This is a genomic window from Moorena sp. SIO3I6 (genome assembly GCF_010672095.1).
Map to the genome: position 1 here is coordinate 23,900 of NZ_JAAHHU010000050.1, position 18,436 is coordinate 42,335.

The following is an 18,436-nucleotide window of genomic DNA, read 5'->3' on the forward strand; positions in this document are numbered from 1 at the left end:
AGAATGGATAATGAAGAATTAATAATGGAGAATGGAGAATGAAGAATGGAGAATGAAGAATGAAGAATGGAGAATTCTAAATTCTTAATTCTAAATTCTTAATTCTTAATTCTAACTTAATTCTTAATTCTTAATTCTTAATTCTTAATTCTAACTTAATTCTTAATTCTTAATTCTTAATTCTTAATTCTTAATTCTTAATTCGACCTTGACCGTGCCATAGTGGTCAAGCGTCTTAGCAAAGGTTGCAGCATCTCAGGAACTGCTGTATCACCAATTTCCACAGTTTTTTTCCGTCCAGCGACTTCCACTGTCAGTTTGTAGCTAAACTGATCGGCACCTGGTGTTGATGACATCAGCTGTGCTGGTAGCTCAAAAAAACTAGTAGTATTCAGCAGACCTTGCAACTGATCAGCTTCTTCTGGCGATAGGGATTCAGTATCAACCTCAGTTGCCATATTCATCCCCATAAAACCGCCACTACGCTCAAAGTATATTTTCATAACACCCCCATAGTCTTTACTTCTTAGATCTTGCACCATTGTGATTAATTCTAGTTATTAATTTTAAGGTGGGCAGTGTCTGGGGTGTGGGGTGATGGGGAGAGGGGTGGGTTCCTATCTCCCTATCTCCCTATCTCCCTATCTCCCTACCCGTGAAATTTTAGTCCGACGCCAGAAACAGGGCTACTCCCTAAGAGGGGGTGAAGAAAGACCTGATAAAGTCTGGCGCACCTGCGGAGCATCCTGGGGGTTCAGGGGGTTGAGGGGTCGGAGGCTGTTCAATAATCTCAACACCTATCTCTTCCCAACCTTTACGGACAGCTTTTTGTTCCAGGCTGCCAACACCAAATCGGTCACCTGCCACCTTGTATGTCTCTCTGGCAGCATCCTTAAATTCTGAGGTGGTACCCAGCTTATCCCTCAAAGTAAGATACCAGATCCAACCGGCCTTATCCCAAGCGTATCCACCAATGTCCAGAGCAGCAATGTAGAAGGCTCGGTTGGGGATACCAGAATTGATATGAACCCCACCATTATCTTGAGACCCGGTATAGATGTCTCTCATATGAGCTGGTTGAGGGTCTTTACCTAGTCTGGGGTCGTTATAAGCACTCCCTGGTTCTTTCATGGAGCGAATGCCTATACCATTGACATTCTCACTAAACAGACCAGCTCCAATCACCCAATCCGATTCACTAGCAGTTTGGTTCAGTGTCCGTTGCTTAACTAGGATGCCGAACACATCAGCAAAGTGTTCGTTGAGAGCACCTGGTTGATCCCGATAAACCAGTCCCGCTTCATATTGGACCACCCCATGGGTCAGCTCATGGCCAATAATATCGATGGCGATAGTAAAGCGATTGAAGAGTCTCTCCTCTTCTGGCAAATCTTCATCCCCATCCCCATAGGTCATCTGTCGGCCATTCCAGAAGGCGTTGTCAAAACCGCTCCCATAATGAACGGTTGAGCTCAAAACCATCCCGCGATCATCAATCGAGTTCCGCTCGTATATGTCACTATATAAATCAAAGGTGGCTCCAGAACCATCGTAGGCTTCATCCACTGCTGTGTCACCTGTGGCTGGGTCTCCTTCCCCCCGGACTTTACGGCCAGGTAAACGAGTTTGGTAGTCTGCATGGTAGATCACCCGTTCTTTAGCTGCTCCTGCTTCTCGGGCACTGGGTCGTGTGGAGAAGTCAGCTAATTCCTGGCGCACCCCACGGAACTGACCAGATTCCACTAGGGCGCTCAATGCCCGTTCTCGCTGTATAGGGCTTCCCTGTTCTGAAAGTTCCCGCAGCATATACGCCGGAAGTATACAGTGCAGAGGGTTGCGGTGGTTATGGTGGTTATGGTGGTGATGGTTTATCTTGGTAGGCATAGTATTATTTAAGTCTTTTTGCTATTACTATGATCGCCCTTGCTAGCGCAGGTTTTTTTGCCAAGTTTTTTTGCCCGAAGCAACATCTTGGAAGCTTTGCCAGCCACTCTCAATGATAGCGAAGGAAACTCAAAACAGTTTGTGATTTAGGGCATTTCCTATTGCTAGGATGATTGAGTCTGTTCTATCTTGCTTTAATTCCAGTCTCTTCACCCTCTTTCACAGTTTCATAAATCATCCATCCAAATCAGCAACGCCCTTATCTGTCGTGTCTCGATTGAAAAAATCGATACCCAAATTAGCATTATAGGTTAGATTTCCGAGCTTTTAAGTCTTTGATACAACAATTGTTACAATATAGTCGGATTGTATTATTTTTTCCTGATTAGTAATTGGCAATGGTTCAACATTTTTTAATGTCATGGAATAGCCATCAAAATTTCTAACAGCTAAATTTTCTTGGGCTGCTCTGAGGGTTAACTCAACCTCCTCTGGTTGTGAGTTCTCCTTGACAACCTCGAAGGCAATGGTGACTTGTCCTGGTTGCACACAGACTACATCAGCTGGGCATCTGGAATCCTCCACTATATCCAGAACCTTAACTTGCATCGTTTTCGATTCCATTAATGCCATCTGATCGATCTGGAGTTGAATCTCTTGATTTAAATCCGCCTTAACCAAATTTTCTGTTGGTTGAATCTCTTGATTTAAATCGGCCTTACTCACATTTTCTGTTGGTTGAGTACAACCGAGCATCGGTTGAATCAGACTACAAATAATAATAAGTTTTATGAACCCTGAGACTAAAGCTAATCCTTTCGATTTTGTCATGATTGACCACCCCAAGTCTGTTTAAATCTAACCTTTTCGCCCCTACTAATTGTACCTTACTAATTTTATAGGATTTTCTCTTAATTGACACAATAAGAGACAGAAAAATCCTCAAGCTCCTAACCGTGACTGTAATCGGATGGTAACCATTCAGCCCAAGGCTGATCAGCTATAAGCTAGTTATTATCAGGGTAACATAACTGATAGCTTCCAAACCGGGTCACGAAAAAGTGCCCTATTTGAAAAACCGATTAGGGCTGACTCTGTTTATTGATCCAGCATTACCTAATTTTAGCTAAGACGTGAATGCTGAGGTCGGATTTGACTACAATATCTTGCGATTTATTAATTAACGTAAATTTATCAATGCGGGAACTTGCAACAATGAATTTAAATCAATTAACTGGTAACTAAGGGTAATTGCTATTCAACGATCAATACTCTTACCCATAAGCCGGTCTTGTATAGGTTGGTCACTTTTTTCCACAGCCATAGCACTTATCAAGACCAAGCTTAGATATTGTTTCAGTTTATGGAACATCATGACTAAAAGTTTGTTAAAAATTTATCCCCTTGGCCATCTCAGTCTTGGTTTGGTGGAATTGGTATTACTGGCATGGGCAATTCGCCTGTGGCGTCGCTCAACTAGTCTGGCAATGATTGTCCTGCCCATTGTGCTAGCAAGCATTAGCTATGACAATCTAGTTCTGGCCATGGGGAGCCTGATTGGTGAAGGAGATCTCCTGAAATCACTGAGTATGGTGCGCTTCCTCTTACACTTCTTAGTGGTGCCGCTGTTCATTGTAATTGCTGTTGAGCTAGCTCACCGCGCTGGAGCAGTTTGGGCTAAGACAATTGTACGAGTGTTATCCTGGGTGCTTGCCCTAGGACTGGGTGGGTTTGAAGTGGCGACCCAGTTTGTTGGCCTAGAATTGGTTCCAGTCACCTTTGCTGGCACCTTGCGCTACACAGTAGCGGAAGTGAGTGCTCCACCAATTGTAACAATTTTGGTCAATTTGTTCGTGCTGCTGATTGGTATCGGCATCTGGGTAAGGCTGAAATGGCCATGGCTATTTGTAGGAACCTTGGTTGCCCTAATTGGCAATGCTGTACCAATCTCTAGAGTTGGCACCCTCGTCGGTAGTGCCTCTGAATTCGTCATGGCTCTGAGTTTGCTGTTAACTGAGCGGCGGACGCAGTTTGTCCGTGCCCAACTCGGCTCAGGTGAAAAGACAACGAAGGTTGAAGGTTGGGTTGAAGGTTGTTCGCGTAGCGTGGCCAAAGGCCAAGGTTGAAGGTTGGGTTGAAGGTTGGGTTGAAGGTTGAATGTTGAAGGTTGAATGTTGAATGTTGAAGGGTTAATAACCTGAAAGCTGAAAGCTGTAATCTCTAAGCTCTAACCTTAAACCTCTAACCTGTAACCTGTAACCTTCAACCTGTAACCTTCAACCTGTAACCTGTAACCTTCAACCTCTAACCTTCAACCTGTAACCTTCAACCTCTAACCTGCAACCTTCAACCTAGATGGTATTACCGACAAGCGATCGCATTATAAAATCCCTTTCGATTAGTTATCCTCAAAGAGGTTACTGCCATGAATGCCGAATTTAAATTTAGACCAATTCCCTTTGCTTGGGTTGCTATCCATCCTGAGCCGGTAGGTGTTGTTCAATTGATTGGTGGTGCGTTTTTCGGAAGTTTTCCGACAATTTTTTACCGGTATATCGCCAAGCGATTATTTGAATCAGGTTATACCGTTGTTGCCAGACCGTTTAGATTTACCTTCCGCCATTGGCCTGTAGCCATTGGTTTGGTCAAAGAACAAAAACCCCTATTCAATGGAATTTTAGAAGAAGCAAAAAAATTGGGCTATGATTACAGTATCTATGAAGAGGACTCCTCTGCCAGAGCGAAGAATTATTTTTGGTTAGGTCACAGCTTAGGAACAAAATACATCGCACTCTTGGAACTTTTAAGTGATTTGGAGTTCAAAAAAATTCAGGAAATTCTGGGAGATTGTGTGGGTAAAGATCAAGAGGAGCAGATTCATAATAGCCTCAGAGATGCTGATCTAAAAGATATTTCTTTGATCAATCAACCCTCTGTATTAATGGCTCCTGTTATTAGTGGTACCAGTAGTGCGGTTCCTGTTCCATTCATAGCTGATTTAGTAGACAGACTTGGTTTCGGGGTGGTACCCACACCCGAACAAACCTATTGCTTGATCAAAAATAGCAGTTTATTTAATCTTACTGCTTTAATTAGCTTCAGTAAGGATAAGATTGCTGAAGAAGCTGGAACGGTGCGTTGGCTACAGGAGAATTTAGGCAATAAACTCCTCACTGATAAGAAACTTCCCGGTAAGCATTTGACTCCCCTCGGTTGGCTCCGGGGAAATGATCAACTTGCGGATACCGTGATTCAAGTTATCAAAGAACTAACCAAGTAAGTCTAAGGGAGCAGGGAATAGGGAACAGGGAACAGGGGGAAGAGTGTGGGAAGTGTGGGAAGTGCGGGGAGATGGGGAGATGGGGAGATGAGGAGATGAGGAAGGGGTCAACCTACAACCTCTAACCTCTAACCTCTAACCTCTAACCTCTAACCTCCAACCTGCAACCTCTAACCTCCAACCTGCAACCTCCAACCTCCAACCTTGGCCTTTGGCCACGCTACGCGAACAACCTCCAACCTCCAACCTCCAACCTCCAACCTTCAACCAAATAACCTCCAACCTCTAACCGTCAACCGCTAAAAGCTGTGCCATTGTAGTAAGATGGAGAAAGTAAAGAATTGTTAAAATCAACGAACCATTAAATTCATGGCTATTTTTCGTCAGTACATTGCTCCCCTACTGGCACTACTAGGCTTCTTAATTGCCCTATTGGCAGTCAGTTCTCGGATCTTTTTACCGAACGATATGCTAGCCCCTGCACCGATTGAAGAAGTTGACGCTGCCAGCATTCAAGCACCAGTATTCGCTCAGCTGGTTGTTAACCAAAATTTCGCGAAAATTGGTGAGTAAGCCATTGTTAGCAGGCTACCAGCTACGACTGGGAACGGTACGAGAACGGGCAATTTTGGTGAAGTTCATGGAGTTCACTTACCAAGAGCTTTTCCCAGAACAAAATGATTTTTCTCACCTGGCGAAGACTGTTAAACAGTACTTTTCCAGAGAAACCCCCCTGTGGTGGGTTACAGCAGCGGATGGGAACGTTTCTAGGAAAGGTTATACTGCAACTCATCCCTTGCCCGTGGGGTGTCTGTGGATGGGCAATGGGGTTGATCAGGTAAATGGCGATCGCTATGGCTATATCTTTTTACTGTACGTCATGCCAGCACACCGCCGTCAAGGCATTGGTTCAGCACTGATGCAGCAGGCTGAAGCTAGGGCAAGGGCAAGAGGCGATCGCCAAATTGGACTACAGGTGTTTCAATCGAATCAAGTCGCTTTGAACCTTTACCACGGACTGGGTTTCCGCACCCAATCTCTGTGGATGGTTAAACCATTGGCAAGGAAATACTAATGAAGACTCTGGTAGAATCAGGCAAGATAAGGTAGGTTATCAGGCATGTATGAAGATGATGATCTGAGTTTACTGGATAATACGGCTTTACTAGAAAGCCCTTTAGATGACATAGAGCCGATTGAAGATGAGTTAGAAGCTTCCAAACCTGATCCAGAGGAAATGCTGGCTCTGTTAACGGCACCGGAAAGCCAACAACGGATGCTAGCAGCTCGTGCCTTTTGTGAGTTGCAAGATGAGCGGGCAATTCCCCATCTGATTAACCTGTTAAATGATGTTTGTCCTTTGGTACGGGTAAGTGCTGCCTATGGTCTCGGGCACAATCCCAGTCCCACGGCAGTAAAGCCCTTGATTGACCAGCTAACCGTTGATTGGAACGGTTATGTCCGTAAAGGGGTTGTTTGGGCATTGGGGAACTGTCGCGATCGCCGTGCTTTAGCTTCTCTAATTGATTCCCTAAAAACGGATATTCCTGCAGTGCGTTTGTGGGCAGCTAGTGCTCTGGCGCAAATGGCAGAGTTAGATTATGAAGAAGTAATCGCATCGATTCCGCCCTTGATTACTGCTTTAAGGAAAGACCCAGTAGCAGCAGTGCGCAGTAATTGTGCTTGGTCTATCGGGCAACTGTGTCGGGAATTGCCCTCCAATGCCGTTTACGCTGGTGCTATTGATGCCTTAATTGAAGCAATTGCTGATGATGAAGACCTAGGGGTAAAAGAAGACGCCAAAGCTGCCCTCTTGAAAGTGGGAGACCCCCGTGGACTTCAGATGATTGAAATGATTGAGATGGAAGGGTTTTTGTAAGTTGGCATGTTATAGCCCTGGGCGCGGGAAGTCTGGGGAGATGGGGAGATAGGGAGATAGGGAGATGGGGAGATGGGGAGATGGGGAGATCTTACAAGGGTAGGTTTTGAGTACGTACTTTCATTAGCTAGAAACTCCTCAATATATGTATTAAAATATGTATCAAAATACACAATCATTTCCGGGGTAATTCTGCCCATTTCCCGCTTCTGACGACTCCCGACTCCCGACTCCCGACTCCCGACTCCCGACCCAAATGTAAAAAACCTACCCCTGTGAGCCCCTCTCCCCACAGTCTTCTTCCTATTCCCTGTTCAAGCCTTATGCTTTTAAGCCATCTTGCGCTACACTAGCCACCTGCTCAACACTGTCATTAGCTAATGTTTCTAGGACTGCCTTAGCCTCTTCTCCTCCCAGATTAACCAGTGCCTGTACTAACCGGTAACGAATTTGCCAGTCGGAATTAGTGGCAAAGGGAATCAGCAGAGGCACAGCCCGGGGGTCTCCCAATTCTCCTAAGGAACTAATGGCGGCTGTTTGGATTAAACTGGTATCGGATTTGAGAGCGTCTTCTAAAATTTGAAATGAACGGGGTTCACCTAGTTCCCCTAAGGCAGCAATAATACTAAATTTAACGATCCACTCAGTGGTTTGGTGATAGATTTGCTCTAAATCATCATAGGCTTCGGTGAGCTTCAAGGCACTCAAGGAATCCGCTGCTGCTGCCTGAACATCTGGTTCTGGATCATTCAAAAGGCGATCGCGTAATAGGGTCAAAGATACGGTTAAATCCTGATCACCCAAGGTATCGAGCTGGCTGACTGCCCCATATCGAATCCGAACATTGTTATCTTTAACCAAGGGTTGAATTAGCTCAAACCCCACCGATGGTTCCAGCTGGCGTAGTTGGTTTAATCCTCTAATGCGGTGGCCAAAATCCGATGAATTCAGCAGCTCTTGGACAGATTCACGAGTAACGCTCATGGGTATTTGATCTATATGTAGCCAAAACTCAACTTACCATGTTACTTGTTCACCGTGAACACTGTTTGAGATAGAACAGTTTCCTTAATTCGCTAATTCAGCTGCCATGGCCCGGACAATATCCCCAGATGTCAGAATTCCAATCACTTGCTCTGCCTCATCTGTTACTGGTAAATGGTGGATTGATTTTTCCTGCATCAACTTAGCCGCTTTCCGTAAGGGTTTATCCGGTTTGATGCTCATGGGATGACCAGTCATTACTTCTCCAGCGGTTTGTCCGAGTGCTTTATGGAGTTCTTGGTCATAACGGGCAGGATTTTCTAAGTAAATGACGCTGTCGAGAAACATGATATAGACTGGCGGTTCTACTCCTGTCTCCTGCCACAGCAAGTCAGCTTCTGAAATCACTCCTACCAATTTGCCTGCTTCGTTAACCACTGGCAAGCCACTGATGCTTTGTTCAGCAATAATTTTGATGACTTCCTTGATCGGTGTTTGGGGCTGCACCACGATCGGGTCGCGGGTCATGACTTCAGCAACGGTTTTGGCCATAGTTGGGTTTTTAAGGGTTTTCAAGGGTTTGCCAGGTGATAACTATATTCTCCCACTGCCTTAGTCTAGAAGGTGACAGTAGTCTGAAAACTTTATTGTTGATTAAGCTTTGACAAGCCTTGCCCAGTTACCGTTAGCGACCCAAACAGCCCCCAAACCATAAGCAACGTCCCTTTGAGAAGGTACCCTTTAGGGTACTGTCAAGCCAGGTAATTATCTAAGATTCTATAAATGTATAGTGTTGCTCATACTTAAGAGGTACCTTCAATGGTCTTACCCCTATCCCTACTCCCTACTCCCTACTCCCATTAACCCAGGAGGAGGTAGCTGACCAATGTTTGCGATCGCTATCACTACACTAGGGTTTTACACTAGAGTTTACAAATGAGATGTAAAACTAGGATGGATAAAGAAAAGGAACAGTAAACCGGTTACAAGTAACAGTGGTAAAGAGATACGAATAGTTTTTGATGCTCCGATAAATCAGCAATATTGTTCATGACCTATTTGTAAATGCTGAGATAGCCGCTATCTGATTTTGGGATTTGGGGGTGTTGAGCTGGTATAGCAGAAGTCAGAAGTCAGAAGTCAGAAGTCAGAAGTCAAACTCTTGCGCTTACTTAGGTTTGAGACTTTTGTCATGTCCGCGCCTGCCCTGGCGACTGCTATATAATTTACTCTGAATACTGCTCTTAGAGTTCCCCGCCAAGGCAGTGATTATCTACACTTCGGGAATTACTCCGGCCAAGATTAAACCACGATTATCCTCACTAACCTTATATTTTATCTGCTGAGATTGTTATTATAAAAATAAAATTGTTACATTGTTATGTGGTAGATGATCTAGCTATCACTTTAATTAATGATAGATTTAACTGGTTCTCAACGCAAGAAATTACGCGAAGCCATTATCAGTGCTTATCCCACCAAAGATGACTTAGCGATAATGGTTGATGATGAGTTAGAAGAAAACTTAAATGCCATAGCTGGGGGAGGGAACCTTACTCAGGTTGTTTTTAGTTTGATTAAATGGGCTGAGTCAAGAGGTAAATTAGAACCCTTAATTATCGCAGCCTATGGGACTAATCGAGGTAATCCAGAATTAAAAGAGTTTTATCAAACCATTTTTCAGCAGAGGTTTAGGATTCATCTCCCCCCAGTAAATACTATCAGGGATATTGGCCCTGCTATTGAGTGGCTTGGAGCAACGGAAGAGTTACAACTCCAAGGTTTCTGGCAACCGGAACCAGATTTTTGGGATGTTGGCTACCTGAAACGAGCAATAGCACAAGCAAGCTCTGTATGTCGGATTGAAATTAACCCACAGGGAATTGAAGGGACTGGTGTTTTGATTGCCAACAGGCTAGTTTTGACTAATTACCATGTTCTGAATCCAGATGAAAACGCGGATATGCACATCAATGCTCTCAATGCTGTCTTGCGTTTTGGTTATTTTAGCTCTGGTGAAACCGAGGGACAGGTCGTTAAATTAGACAGACAGCAACCGATTTTACATTTCAGTCCTACCAACAAACTAGATTACGTTTTGCTACAAGTGGCAGCAACTAGTCCTCCATCCAATGATACTAAACCTGCTCGTTGGAAGCCTAATCATCTTCCTGTTAAAGGGATGGGAATTAATCTTTTTCAGCATCCTGAAGGTGCATCAATGAAACTCTCTATCAGTCGTGATGGGATAACCGGAGTTTATCCCGAGAGGGGACTAGTTCAATATGTCAACAAAACTGCCTTCGGGTCTAGTGGTGCCCCATGTTTTGATGAAGATGGTACCCTAGTCGCTTTGCATCACGCTCAGCGAGCTAGATCGTTTGGTACTATCCGGGAAGGAATTTTATTTAGTTGCATCTATCAGGAAATTAAATCCTATCTCTAGTAAGGAGAACTAATACTTGACATGGGTCGTCGAATTATTACCACCCAATTTGAAGCTAAGAGCAGGGCAAAGATTGATGGCTATTTTGATCGGCTGCTCAAATATATTCCCTCGGAAATTGTTGGGGCTTGGATAGCTATCAAAGGACTGATAACAAGTGCCGACGACGTTCCGATTAATCTATTATTATGGGTGTTATTTATAGTCTTTGTAGTTCTAACTGCTGTTTGGATATTAAAGTTAACATCAGAGTCCAATAAGCCACCAGCTGTTACCCAAATAGTAGTTTCTACTGGCGCATTTGTAGTTTGGGTATTTGCTCTGGGAGAGCCATTTTCATCCTTGGCATTTTACCGTCCAGTCTATGGTTCCCTATTGCTGATTCTCTATAATATCATTATCCCTTTGTTTAATCCTTCTGAATTAAATTCGTAAGTAATTTAGTAAAATATAGTATGAATGTATGAGTTATCTGGTTCTGAACGGGAGGAATTACAAAAAGCTATTCTTGATGCTTATCCAGATATAGGTGACCTTGAGATGGTGGTCAGTTTTAAGTTCAATAAAAATCTGACAGCTATTGCAGGAGGAAATAATGATGCTCAAATTATCTTTAAACTAATTCGGTGGGCAGAAGCACACGGAGATATAAAAACACTAATTGATGGGCTTTATAATGATAATCCTAGAAATGAAAATCTCGCTATAATTTATGATAAAATTATAGCGAGATTTGATTCAAATGAGAGAAGTGTAAATCATAAAATTTCCAGTATGCATGATAAAGTCATACCGGATTATGAAAAAAAAAATTATCACTATAATAATCAAAATAACAAAAAACAAATTATACAACAGCCAAATAAGCAATTACCTCAACCACCAAACCAAGAAAACTATCAACACTTAAACTATCTTCTTAAAAATCAACAATGGGAAGAAGCCAATGAAGAAACGTTGACTATTATGAATCAAGTTTATGGTAGAACTACAACAGACTCTTGGCAGGAAAGAGATATTCAAGAATTTCCCTGTGATATCCTCTGTCAAATCGATAAACTCTGGCGACAATACAGCAATAACTATTTTGGTTTTACTATCCAGACAATGATTTGGGAAAGACAATGCACTAATTTAGCTCATCCTGAAGAAGCATTTGGTAACTATGTAGGCTGGTATGACTCCGACAGAAACAGATGGCTATTGTATTCAGACCCAGCTTTCAGAGCAAAAGTCAGACATCAATACATGTATAAAGGAATTCTGCCAACACTGACTTCAAAGAATTACCCAAAGAATTACCCTCTGAAAGTTAATGCTAGTTTTATACCTCACCTTGTTGAAAGACTTCAATTCTGTGACTGTGATTCATTTGATTGAATCAGGATGATTGACAATACTTTACCAGGGGCATAGTTAATACTGTTTATAACCTTGAGGAGTTTGCTAATGAATGAAATCTTTCTAGGACGAGATCAACAACAGGAACGTTTCCGAGATGTGTTAGAATCCTTGCGTGATTCAGCCTCCACTTCCCAAGAACATCCAAAAATTTTTCTACTTCATGGTTTTGGTGGTATGGGTAAAACGACGCTCTTGCAACGACTGTACAACATCAGTCGAGAGGGAGAGTTTCGAAATTGGTTCAATACTTTATGGATGGATTGGGAGAAAGAAAGAGAACACTATATTGGTCTTCAAGTAGACCATGATGCTATTGAGCCAGCTACTATGCTGGAGGCTATTTATCATAAATTTGTTAAGCAGGAAGAATGGAAAGACTATTTTCAAGAGTATAGTGAAACTCAGAGTATCTTGAAAGTAACTATAGAAAAAATTAAACAAGCGGAGGAAGAACAGGAAAGAACGAACCAACCAGTGCGACTTGATTTGACAAAAGACGAATCAGACGTTTACAGAAATTCAGACGAAAAGTTAGCCGAGGCTTTGGGAGCAGGGATTGCGCAGATAGCTGATAAAAAGCCATTACTAATTTTTTTTGACACTTACGAACTGGTTGACCGAATCGAGTGTGATCGTGTTTTGCGCAAGGTGATGAAACATCGTGGCGGTCAGGTTGTGTGGGTAATTGCTGGACGGTCAAATTTAGCAGATAATATCTGGAGAAATGAACCAGCTAAAGAAGCCCTAATTGCAGCCTTGGCAGATAACGATCCCGATATTGTGGCAGTAGCTATCAGGGCTTTAGGGCGTTTAAATGCCCTGGAAGTACCGCAACTTATTCGTTTCCTCAATTTGAATCAATCAAAAGATCGATACGTGCGTGAAGCAGCTGCTCGTCAGTTAGGTTATATGGCTAACGATCCGATAGATATAGCCAAGGTCTTAGAGGCAGTTGAACCTTTAATTGAGGCAATGCGTAATGACTACATTAAGCCAGTTCGGGAGGCAGCTAGTGAGGCAGGAGCTACTATGTATTTTGCAACGGAGTCTTCAGATTATAAAGGAGTAAAATTAAATAAAAATGTTCGTCAAAAACTTCAAGCTTTTCTGATACTATTGGGAATATTATATCCTAAAAACAAAGAAGAATTAGAAGAAACAGATCCGGCAATATTAATGAATAATTTAGACAGTTCCGATGATATTAATGAACGAGAGCGTATTATTCATAAACTAGGGAAGTTACAAGCTCCAAAAGCTGTGAGACCACTGGTTGACTTGCTCCAAGACACCAATCAAGAACCTGATATCAGAGCAACAGCAGCAGCAGCCCTTGGGGAGATCGGAACAGCAACTGCCAATGATGATCCGGCAATTCAGGCTCTACTTAACGCTTTAAGGGATAATGATAGTTTTGTGCGTCTGCAAGCAGCACAAGCTTTGGGGAAATTAATTCCTCCCGTAGGCATAGATGCCTTATACCAAGCTATTAGACAAGATAAATTTAGTAATGTCCGTGATGCTGCCAAGGAGGCATTAAAAAAATATATTATAGATTCTAATCGTTCAACTAGTGAAGATAGACTAAATGCATTTAATTACTTAAAGCTAGTTTATCCAAATGATGCGGAAACACTGTTACAACAACCTATCCCTGATGCCCATGTTTTAAGGAAATATAATCCAGAGCAACAGGTCAATTTTGATAATATGTCTGTGGGTGAACTTATTGATCAACTAAATAATAACAATACTCAAATAAACCCAGATGAATGTGTAGCGATCGCTAAGGCTCTAGGGAAACATGGAGATAGCGATGCCTTAGAGCCACTTATTAACAAACTAAAAGATTTAGAAGAGGGAGATTGGGTAGCACGGGTGTCTGTAATCGAAGCATTAGGTAATTTAAAAATTTCAATGGAGGAATTAGAACAAACCCAATTGGTACAAAAAATTCTGGTGGATAGGTGGCGTAATGATGCTATATCTGATGTTAGAGATGCTGTCAAGGAAGCTCTCAAGTATATATATCTAAAAACCGGTGGCTACAAACCTGCAGCACAAGCTTTGGAGCGATACTCGGACGATCCATTCTTCCTGGAACGTTTAAAAGCTAAGATATCTTCAGCAAACACTAACTAACGTAAAATTAAGCACAAAAAGTTATTTAAATATTATCTATACTAGAGTAAACTTATGTAATGAACTAATACCCAAGATGGAGTATCCAATTAGAGCCAGAGAAGGTAATCCCTACACAACTCTAGAGTCGAAACAGGTAAGTATATCAGAAATAATTAGTAAGCTATCTAATCCAGAAACACAAGTTGATGCCTTGCAAGCCCTTGGCATTAGATTTAATAATAAAATCTTAGACATCAAGTTTATTGAAACTGGCAATGCCTACGCCGATCCGGATGGGGATAGAACTAAAACAGAGGATGTATCAACAAAAATCGTTGACGTAGAATTAATCCTTGATAACCAGCCACGGCAACCTCTTACTATAGAAAATTATCTCGAACCCTTCATAGAAGATGGTGTTAATTTTTTTGGTTCTGTTACGTTCAAAACTCCTAATGGAGAAACTAGAAAAATACCCATGATTGGCAGAGGAACAGCGGCACTTGATGGCAGAGCAAATGATGCACACGCCGGATTTTGTGTTGGTGGTGCTTGTGCCTCTTTCCAAGAACGTACTGCTATAGTTCTAGCGGTCGCTGCTGCTGCTGGTGCTAAGGACGAGCAAATAGACTTGATTGGAGAAAAACTAGGGTATATTAATGATAAATATCACGGGCGCAGAGATATACTGGCTTATTCCTTAGAATGTGCCAAGAGGTCACAGATGCCAAGTTATACAGAGTACATGAAAGCCCGTTATCCAGAAGGTGAACGTTCTCCATTACTTCAAAGTATGATTAATACAGGGAAACCTAATCAGGCTTATTACCAAAAGGCACTCCATAAAATGACTCCTGAAGAACTGGCAGAGGATCGAGAGGCAGCAAAAGCTAGTTATAAATCCTACTCTTAGTTCTTGCTTTAGGCATTTTCGAGGAACTAAATCCCAACTCTATTTTATCTTACCCTTTCAGAGATTATATTGATGGAATTTTAGTTCCCCAGAATAACCCCAAATCATAGTAGTTGGGTTTTAAACAACAGGGTTGCATCTATAGTTTCGCTATACAATAGCACAAAAAAACTTTATTTTAAAATAACCAAAACTATGGTATCTAAAGATATAGTCAGCAACTATTTGCAAGAGTTAAAAGATTCTCTTAAAGAAAAGTTAAGCAACAAATTTTTTAAAATCTATCCCTTTAAGCGTACTTATAAAGATAAGTCCACGGCTATAGGTATAGGTAAGGAAGTAATCTCCCGTAAAGAAGAAATTACTGGTTTAGATGAGAGTTTCCATAAATACAAGAGTCGATTATTGCTGCTTGGTGAGCCAGGGGGCGGTAAAACTATCTCATTGATTAAATTTGCTATCAAAAAGGTAGAAGAGCGAATTGATAATCAAAGTTCATTGTTGCCAATTTTTGCAGAAATTTACACCTGGACTGAAATTTATAATGATCGAAAAGAAATCAGTAAAGAGAGTATTATTGACTGGTTAGCCAAGCAAACAAAATTAGAAGGGGATTATCTCGAAAAAAAAATTCAAGATCATCAAGTATTATTACTACTAGACGGATTAGATGAACTTCCGTTAAATGTATCTCAAAAACCACAAGATCCAAATGCCCCTCGTGAAGACTATCGTGCTAAATTTATTGATAGTTTAAACTCTCTTGATGGTTTCCAGCAAGTTTCGATAGTGATTAGCTGTCGCCGTAGAGATTATGAAGAGATAACGGGGAATGATGATAACAATCCACTCAACTTAAATGGTGCAGTAGTCCTCAATCGTTTGAGTGAAGCAGAAATTAAACAGTATGTCACGTTTGACTCTACTTTTACGGATAATCAACAAGGGGCAAGACTCTGGAATCTACTGGATAAGAGTCCAGATTTACTCAAAATGGTTCGCACGCCATTTCTTTTATATACATTAATTTCGACCTACCAAAATCAAGAGAGCGACGGCGAAGTCAAACAGTTTTCGAGAGTCAGTACTCACGAACAATTGTTTGACAGATTTATCGAACAAGGGTTTAGTATAGAAAAGAATAAAAAAGAAAACAGAAGTCAACAAAACCTACCATGTTCTTCGGCAGAGGAACTCAAGGAAAAGCTAGGGGCAATTGCGGTAGTGATGATGAGTGATTCAGAACCAGATAATACTAAAATAGAAGAGCAAATTTTTTCTAAAGTTATCCCTCAACCGGAACAGAGAGATGCTTTTACTCGCTTAGCTAGAACTATCCAATTATTATTTGAGACTTCTGAAAAACAGGTTTATTGTTTTCGACATCTACTACTCCGGGATTACGTTGCTTTTCGTTATGCTAATAATTTTTTACAAAAGGGAGAGCTTCAGGATGACAAGTCCAGCAGCTCAATCAGCAAAATTGAAGTGGTGAAAGCTCTTGGTAAGCTAGATAACCAACGCGCTGTTGACTTACTAACAGGAGTATTAAATAATAACGAAGAAGATAAAGATGTTCGCTACGAAGCAGCTAATTCTTTAGGTCAATTTACGTCTGGAGTATATTTTCGAGGTTATCGACAGACCTTTGGCGATGACCATGTGATTAGCTATTCCCTGGATGAATTCTCTTCAGATCAGACCGAGGAATATTTCCGTCAATTTGTCTCAAAGCGAAGTATTGAGCGAAGTATTGCAGATGAGGATGTCAATAAAATTGATAGAATCAGCCGTGGCATTCCCTTAGTGGTTAATCTAGCCGCAACGATGTGGCGTGAAGGAATTCCCGTTAATGATATTGTTTCTGAACAGGGATATTCTCACGCTGAAATTGTGGCAACAGCTTGCGGACGCTTTCTGACTCACTTTAGTAAATTTCAAGATACCGAAGAAGATTTGCGAGCAGTTTATCTCCTCGCCATGATGCGTCGCTTTGATTCTGAATTTTTGCAGAGCATGCTGAATACTCCCGACTTACAGAGTCGAGGACAAGAGCTATACCAACGCTATTCCTTTGTTTCTCATGAATTAAGGCTAGATGATCAGCATCAAGTCTTCTTCAAGAAATTTTTGATCGAAAAACAGCGCAATGATTCACTGGTCAAGGAAATCAGTAGGGAAGCCCGAATTTATCTAGAAAAGCGCTTTAACGAATATGACATTAACCAAGCAAGGGATATCCGCTTAACCGATAGTTTAACCACTAGTGCCGAAGAGTGGATTAATAATTCCGAGAATCGAGAGATAATTAGTGATTGGATTTATTATTGGTTCTGGAAAAGTGAAGAAGAAGGTTGGAAGTATCTTATCCCCTATCTAGTAAAAGGATGGTTTTATAACCTGGACTGGGCACGTAGTCTTTTGGACATTCCAGTTCAGTTTACCTCTACAATAGAAAGCAGCGATTTGTTAAGACTTTTCAGATGGGGTCTGACTTCTGGAACGGAAGATCAGTCTCTGCTGCTAGAGGAATTAGAAAAACGAATTAATCAGAGATCAGAAGATAAAGAGTTGATAGCGATTGTGCTACTCAAACGGGGTGATTTACTCTTTGAACAGCGAAAATATCAAGAGGCTCAGGACAAATACCAGAAATCAAAAACGTACATACCCTATCAAGGGAGAACCTTGACACAGAAGTTATTATTCTCAGAGCAAAGAGTAGAAGGTTATATTAAAAACAAGGATAATATCCAAAATGAATTACGGGAATTTATCCAAAAAATGGATGATATATTAACACGAAAAGAAAACCAACAGCCAACATCAACTTCAGATAATTCGGATAAAAATTTAGAATACCAAGAAAATTCTAGCCCAGAAACTAGTCAAGATGTACCACAACAGCCTTCAGATACAACGTCTTCCCCACTTTTAGATGCACTTCTGGCAAACAAGTTAAATTCTATCCCGATCAAAGCGGTATTTTTAGGGTTTATTGTAGGGGTTTTATTGGGGGTTTTGATTAGTGGTAATGGAAACGTTTTCTTGTGGGTACTTGTGGGGTTTTTATTAGGGATTATCGTTGGTAATGACCAAATCCGTGAGGCTTCTAAGGGGCTATATGATCAGATTATAGCCCTTATCAAATAGCTGAGGTACTTACGCCCTTGGGGTTTTAGCGAATAGCGAATAGGTAATAGTCGGATATCTTTACACTACTCCCTACTCCCGATTCCCGATTCCCGATTCCCTACTCCCTACTCCCTTTCCCATACTTAATCTTTCATTTTTCAACTAACTCACGAACTAGAGAGGCTAAACGCTTTCCACTATCCCTAATCGCAAGACTAGCTGCTTTGTGTTTCATCTCTTCTAACCTAGTTGGTGACTTGAGTAAAGCCAGCACCTCCTGTTCTAAAATTTCCTGAGTCAACTGCTCTTGACGAAATACGAAAGCAGCACCAGAATCCTTAAAGCTAGCTGCATTGAAAGCTTGATGGTCTTCCGCTGCATAAGGGT

At 41.6% G+C, this 18,436-nt stretch carries 19 protein-coding genes; 12 read left to right on the forward strand and 7 right to left on the reverse strand.

Annotation, left to right across the window (positions count from 1 at the left end):
• Positions 1 to 197: 197 nt before the first annotated feature.
• The 3 genes from F6K49_RS16360 to F6K49_RS16370 form a co-directional block, all read right to left on the reverse strand.
• Positions 198 to 542: a protealysin inhibitor emfourin gene (locus F6K49_RS16360; protein ID WP_293029827.1), complete on the reverse strand. Its 345-nt coding sequence runs from the start codon at positions 540 to 542 to the stop codon at positions 198 to 200.
• A 151-nt stretch (positions 543 to 693) separates the two neighbouring features.
• Complete coding sequence (locus F6K49_RS16365) at positions 694 to 1,884, reverse strand: M4 family metallopeptidase (RefSeq protein ID WP_293098299.1); 1,191 nt, start codon at positions 1,882 to 1,884, stop codon at positions 694 to 696.
• 327 nt (positions 1,885 to 2,211) lie between these two features.
• On the reverse strand, positions 2,212 to 2,715 hold the full coding sequence (locus F6K49_RS16370; protein ID WP_293071522.1) for a hypothetical protein: 504 nt from the start codon (positions 2,713 to 2,715) through the stop codon (positions 2,212 to 2,214).
• Between the two features lie 542 nt (positions 2,716 to 3,257).
• Here F6K49_RS16370 and F6K49_RS16375 point away from each other — a divergent pair.
• Together F6K49_RS16375 and F6K49_RS16380 are read left to right on the forward strand one after the other, a co-directional pair.
• Positions 3,258 to 4,010 carry a hypothetical protein gene (locus F6K49_RS16375; RefSeq protein ID WP_293071521.1) on the forward strand — a complete coding sequence of 251 codons (753 nt, stop codon included), beginning with the start codon at positions 3,258 to 3,260 and terminating at the stop codon, positions 4,008 to 4,010.
• 299 nt (positions 4,011 to 4,309) lie between these two features.
• Positions 4,310 to 5,164 carry a DUF1350 family protein gene (locus F6K49_RS16380; RefSeq protein WP_293098305.1) on the forward strand — a complete coding sequence of 285 codons (855 nt, stop codon included), beginning with the start codon at positions 4,310 to 4,312 and terminating at the stop codon, positions 5,162 to 5,164.
• Here the strand turns inward: F6K49_RS16380 and F6K49_RS16385 are convergent.
• The gene (locus tag F6K49_RS16385; protein ID WP_293098309.1) at positions 5,153 to 5,275 is read right to left on the reverse strand and encodes a hypothetical protein; all 123 of its coding nucleotides are present in this window, start codon (positions 5,273 to 5,275) and stop codon (positions 5,153 to 5,155) included. The genes F6K49_RS16380 and F6K49_RS16385 overlap by 12 nt on opposite strands.
• Positions 5,276 to 5,533: 258 nt before the next feature.
• Between F6K49_RS16385 and F6K49_RS16390 the strand changes: the two genes are divergently transcribed.
• The 4 genes from F6K49_RS16390 (at position 5,534) to F6K49_RS16405 (ending at position 7,256) form a co-directional block, all read left to right on the forward strand.
• Positions 5,534 to 5,737, forward strand: a complete 204-nt coding sequence (locus tag F6K49_RS16390) for a hypothetical protein (RefSeq protein ID WP_293019706.1) — start codon at positions 5,534 to 5,536, stop codon at positions 5,735 to 5,737.
• A complete protein-coding gene (locus tag F6K49_RS16395) occupies positions 5,730 to 6,239 on the forward strand; it encodes an N-acetyltransferase (RefSeq protein ID WP_293072141.1) in 510 nt (169 codons plus the stop codon). Before F6K49_RS16390 ends, F6K49_RS16395 begins: the two co-directional genes overlap by 8 nt.
• Positions 6,240 to 6,284: 45 nt before the next feature.
• Complete coding sequence (locus F6K49_RS16400) at positions 6,285 to 7,043, forward strand: HEAT repeat domain-containing protein (RefSeq protein WP_293019704.1); 759 nt, start codon at positions 6,285 to 6,287, stop codon at positions 7,041 to 7,043.
• 72 nt (positions 7,044 to 7,115) lie between these two features.
• Positions 7,116 to 7,256 (forward strand): hypothetical protein, encoded by a 141-nt coding sequence (locus tag F6K49_RS16405; protein ID WP_293019702.1) that lies wholly within the window; start codon positions 7,116 to 7,118, stop codon positions 7,254 to 7,256.
• Between the two features lie 108 nt (positions 7,257 to 7,364).
• On the opposite strand, the gene nblB is transcribed toward F6K49_RS16405, so the two are convergent.
• Together nblB and F6K49_RS16415 are read right to left on the reverse strand one after the other, a co-directional pair.
• Positions 7,365 to 8,027, reverse strand: a complete 663-nt coding sequence (gene nblB / locus F6K49_RS16410; RefSeq protein WP_293072140.1) for a phycobilisome degradation protein NblB — start codon at positions 8,025 to 8,027, stop codon at positions 7,365 to 7,367.
• A gap of 84 nt (positions 8,028 to 8,111) precedes the next feature.
• Positions 8,112 to 8,579 carry a CBS domain-containing protein gene (locus F6K49_RS16415; RefSeq protein ID WP_293098315.1) on the reverse strand — a complete coding sequence of 156 codons (468 nt, stop codon included), beginning with the start codon at positions 8,577 to 8,579 and terminating at the stop codon, positions 8,112 to 8,114.
• Positions 8,580 to 9,441: 862 nt separating this feature from the next.
• On the opposite strand from F6K49_RS16415, the gene F6K49_RS16420 reads away from it, so the two are divergent.
• The 6 genes from F6K49_RS16420 (at position 9,442) to F6K49_RS16445 (ending at position 18,067) form a co-directional block, all read left to right on the forward strand.
• Positions 9,442 to 10,473, forward strand: a complete 1,032-nt coding sequence (locus F6K49_RS16420) for an effector-associated domain EAD1-containing protein (RefSeq protein ID WP_293098319.1) — start codon at positions 9,442 to 9,444, stop codon at positions 10,471 to 10,473.
• Positions 10,474 to 10,494: 21 nt separating this feature from the next.
• Positions 10,495 to 10,908: a hypothetical protein gene (locus F6K49_RS16425; protein WP_293044472.1), complete on the forward strand. Its 414-nt coding sequence runs from the start codon at positions 10,495 to 10,497 to the stop codon at positions 10,906 to 10,908.
• Between the two features lie 24 nt (positions 10,909 to 10,932).
• The gene (locus F6K49_RS16430) at positions 10,933 to 11,853 is read left to right on the forward strand and encodes a GUN4 domain-containing protein (RefSeq protein WP_293098325.1); all 921 of its coding nucleotides are present in this window, start codon (positions 10,933 to 10,935) and stop codon (positions 11,851 to 11,853) included.
• A 69-nt stretch (positions 11,854 to 11,922) separates the two neighbouring features.
• Positions 11,923 to 14,019, forward strand: coding sequence for a HEAT repeat domain-containing protein (locus tag F6K49_RS16435; protein WP_293098330.1), 2,097 nt, complete (start codon positions 11,923 to 11,925; stop codon positions 14,017 to 14,019).
• 76 nt (positions 14,020 to 14,095) lie between these two features.
• Positions 14,096 to 14,914 carry a hypothetical protein gene (locus F6K49_RS16440; protein ID WP_293098335.1) on the forward strand — a complete coding sequence of 273 codons (819 nt, stop codon included), beginning with the start codon at positions 14,096 to 14,098 and terminating at the stop codon, positions 14,912 to 14,914.
• Between the two features lie 195 nt (positions 14,915 to 15,109).
• Positions 15,110 to 18,067, forward strand: a complete 2,958-nt coding sequence (locus tag F6K49_RS16445) for a HEAT repeat domain-containing protein (RefSeq protein ID WP_293098340.1) — start codon at positions 15,110 to 15,112, stop codon at positions 18,065 to 18,067.
• A gap of 133 nt (positions 18,068 to 18,200) precedes the next feature.
• Here F6K49_RS16445 and F6K49_RS16450 read toward each other — a convergent pair.
• Positions 18,201 to 18,436: glycosyltransferase (locus tag F6K49_RS16450; RefSeq protein ID WP_293098344.1), on the reverse strand; the 236-nt coding region annotated here is incomplete at its 5' end.

Excerpts from the sequence above, each read along its gene's own strand:
- F6K49_RS16440 (WP_293098335.1), top strand. The coding sequence starts at position 14,096 with ATGGAGTATCCAATTAGAGCCAGAGAAGGTAATCCCTACACAACTCTA.
- nblB (WP_293072140.1), bottom strand. The coding sequence starts at position 8,027 with ATGAGCGTTACTCGTGAATCTGTCCAAGAGCTGCTGAATTCATCGGAT.
- F6K49_RS16400 (WP_293019704.1), top strand. The coding sequence starts at position 6,285 with ATGTATGAAGATGATGATCTGAGTTTACTGGATAATACGGCTTTACTA.
- F6K49_RS16365 (WP_293098299.1), bottom strand. The coding sequence starts at position 1,884 with ATGCCTACCAAGATAAACCATCACCACCATAACCACCATAACCACCGC.
- F6K49_RS16435 (WP_293098330.1), top strand. The coding sequence starts at position 11,923 with ATGAATGAAATCTTTCTAGGACGAGATCAACAACAGGAACGTTTCCGA.
- F6K49_RS16405 (WP_293019702.1), top strand. The coding sequence starts at position 7,116 with ATGGGGAGATGGGGAGATCTTACAAGGGTAGGTTTTGAGTACGTACTT.
- F6K49_RS16370 (WP_293071522.1), bottom strand. The coding sequence starts at position 2,715 with ATGACAAAATCGAAAGGATTAGCTTTAGTCTCAGGGTTCATAAAACTT.
- F6K49_RS16380 (WP_293098305.1), top strand. The coding sequence starts at position 4,310 with ATGAATGCCGAATTTAAATTTAGACCAATTCCCTTTGCTTGGGTTGCT.
- F6K49_RS16390 (WP_293019706.1), top strand. The coding sequence starts at position 5,534 with ATGGCTATTTTTCGTCAGTACATTGCTCCCCTACTGGCACTACTAGGC.
- F6K49_RS16360 (WP_293029827.1), bottom strand. The coding sequence starts at position 542 with ATGGTGCAAGATCTAAGAAGTAAAGACTATGGGGGTGTTATGAAAATA.
- F6K49_RS16430 (WP_293098325.1), top strand. The coding sequence starts at position 10,933 with ATGTATGAGTTATCTGGTTCTGAACGGGAGGAATTACAAAAAGCTATT.
- F6K49_RS16375 (WP_293071521.1), top strand. The coding sequence starts at position 3,258 with ATGACTAAAAGTTTGTTAAAAATTTATCCCCTTGGCCATCTCAGTCTT.
- F6K49_RS16445 (WP_293098340.1), top strand. The coding sequence starts at position 15,110 with ATGGTATCTAAAGATATAGTCAGCAACTATTTGCAAGAGTTAAAAGAT.
- F6K49_RS16415 (WP_293098315.1), bottom strand. The coding sequence starts at position 8,579 with ATGGCCAAAACCGTTGCTGAAGTCATGACCCGCGACCCGATCGTGGTG.
- F6K49_RS16420 (WP_293098319.1), top strand. The coding sequence starts at position 9,442 with ATGATAGATTTAACTGGTTCTCAACGCAAGAAATTACGCGAAGCCATT.
- F6K49_RS16425 (WP_293044472.1), top strand. The coding sequence starts at position 10,495 with ATGGGTCGTCGAATTATTACCACCCAATTTGAAGCTAAGAGCAGGGCA.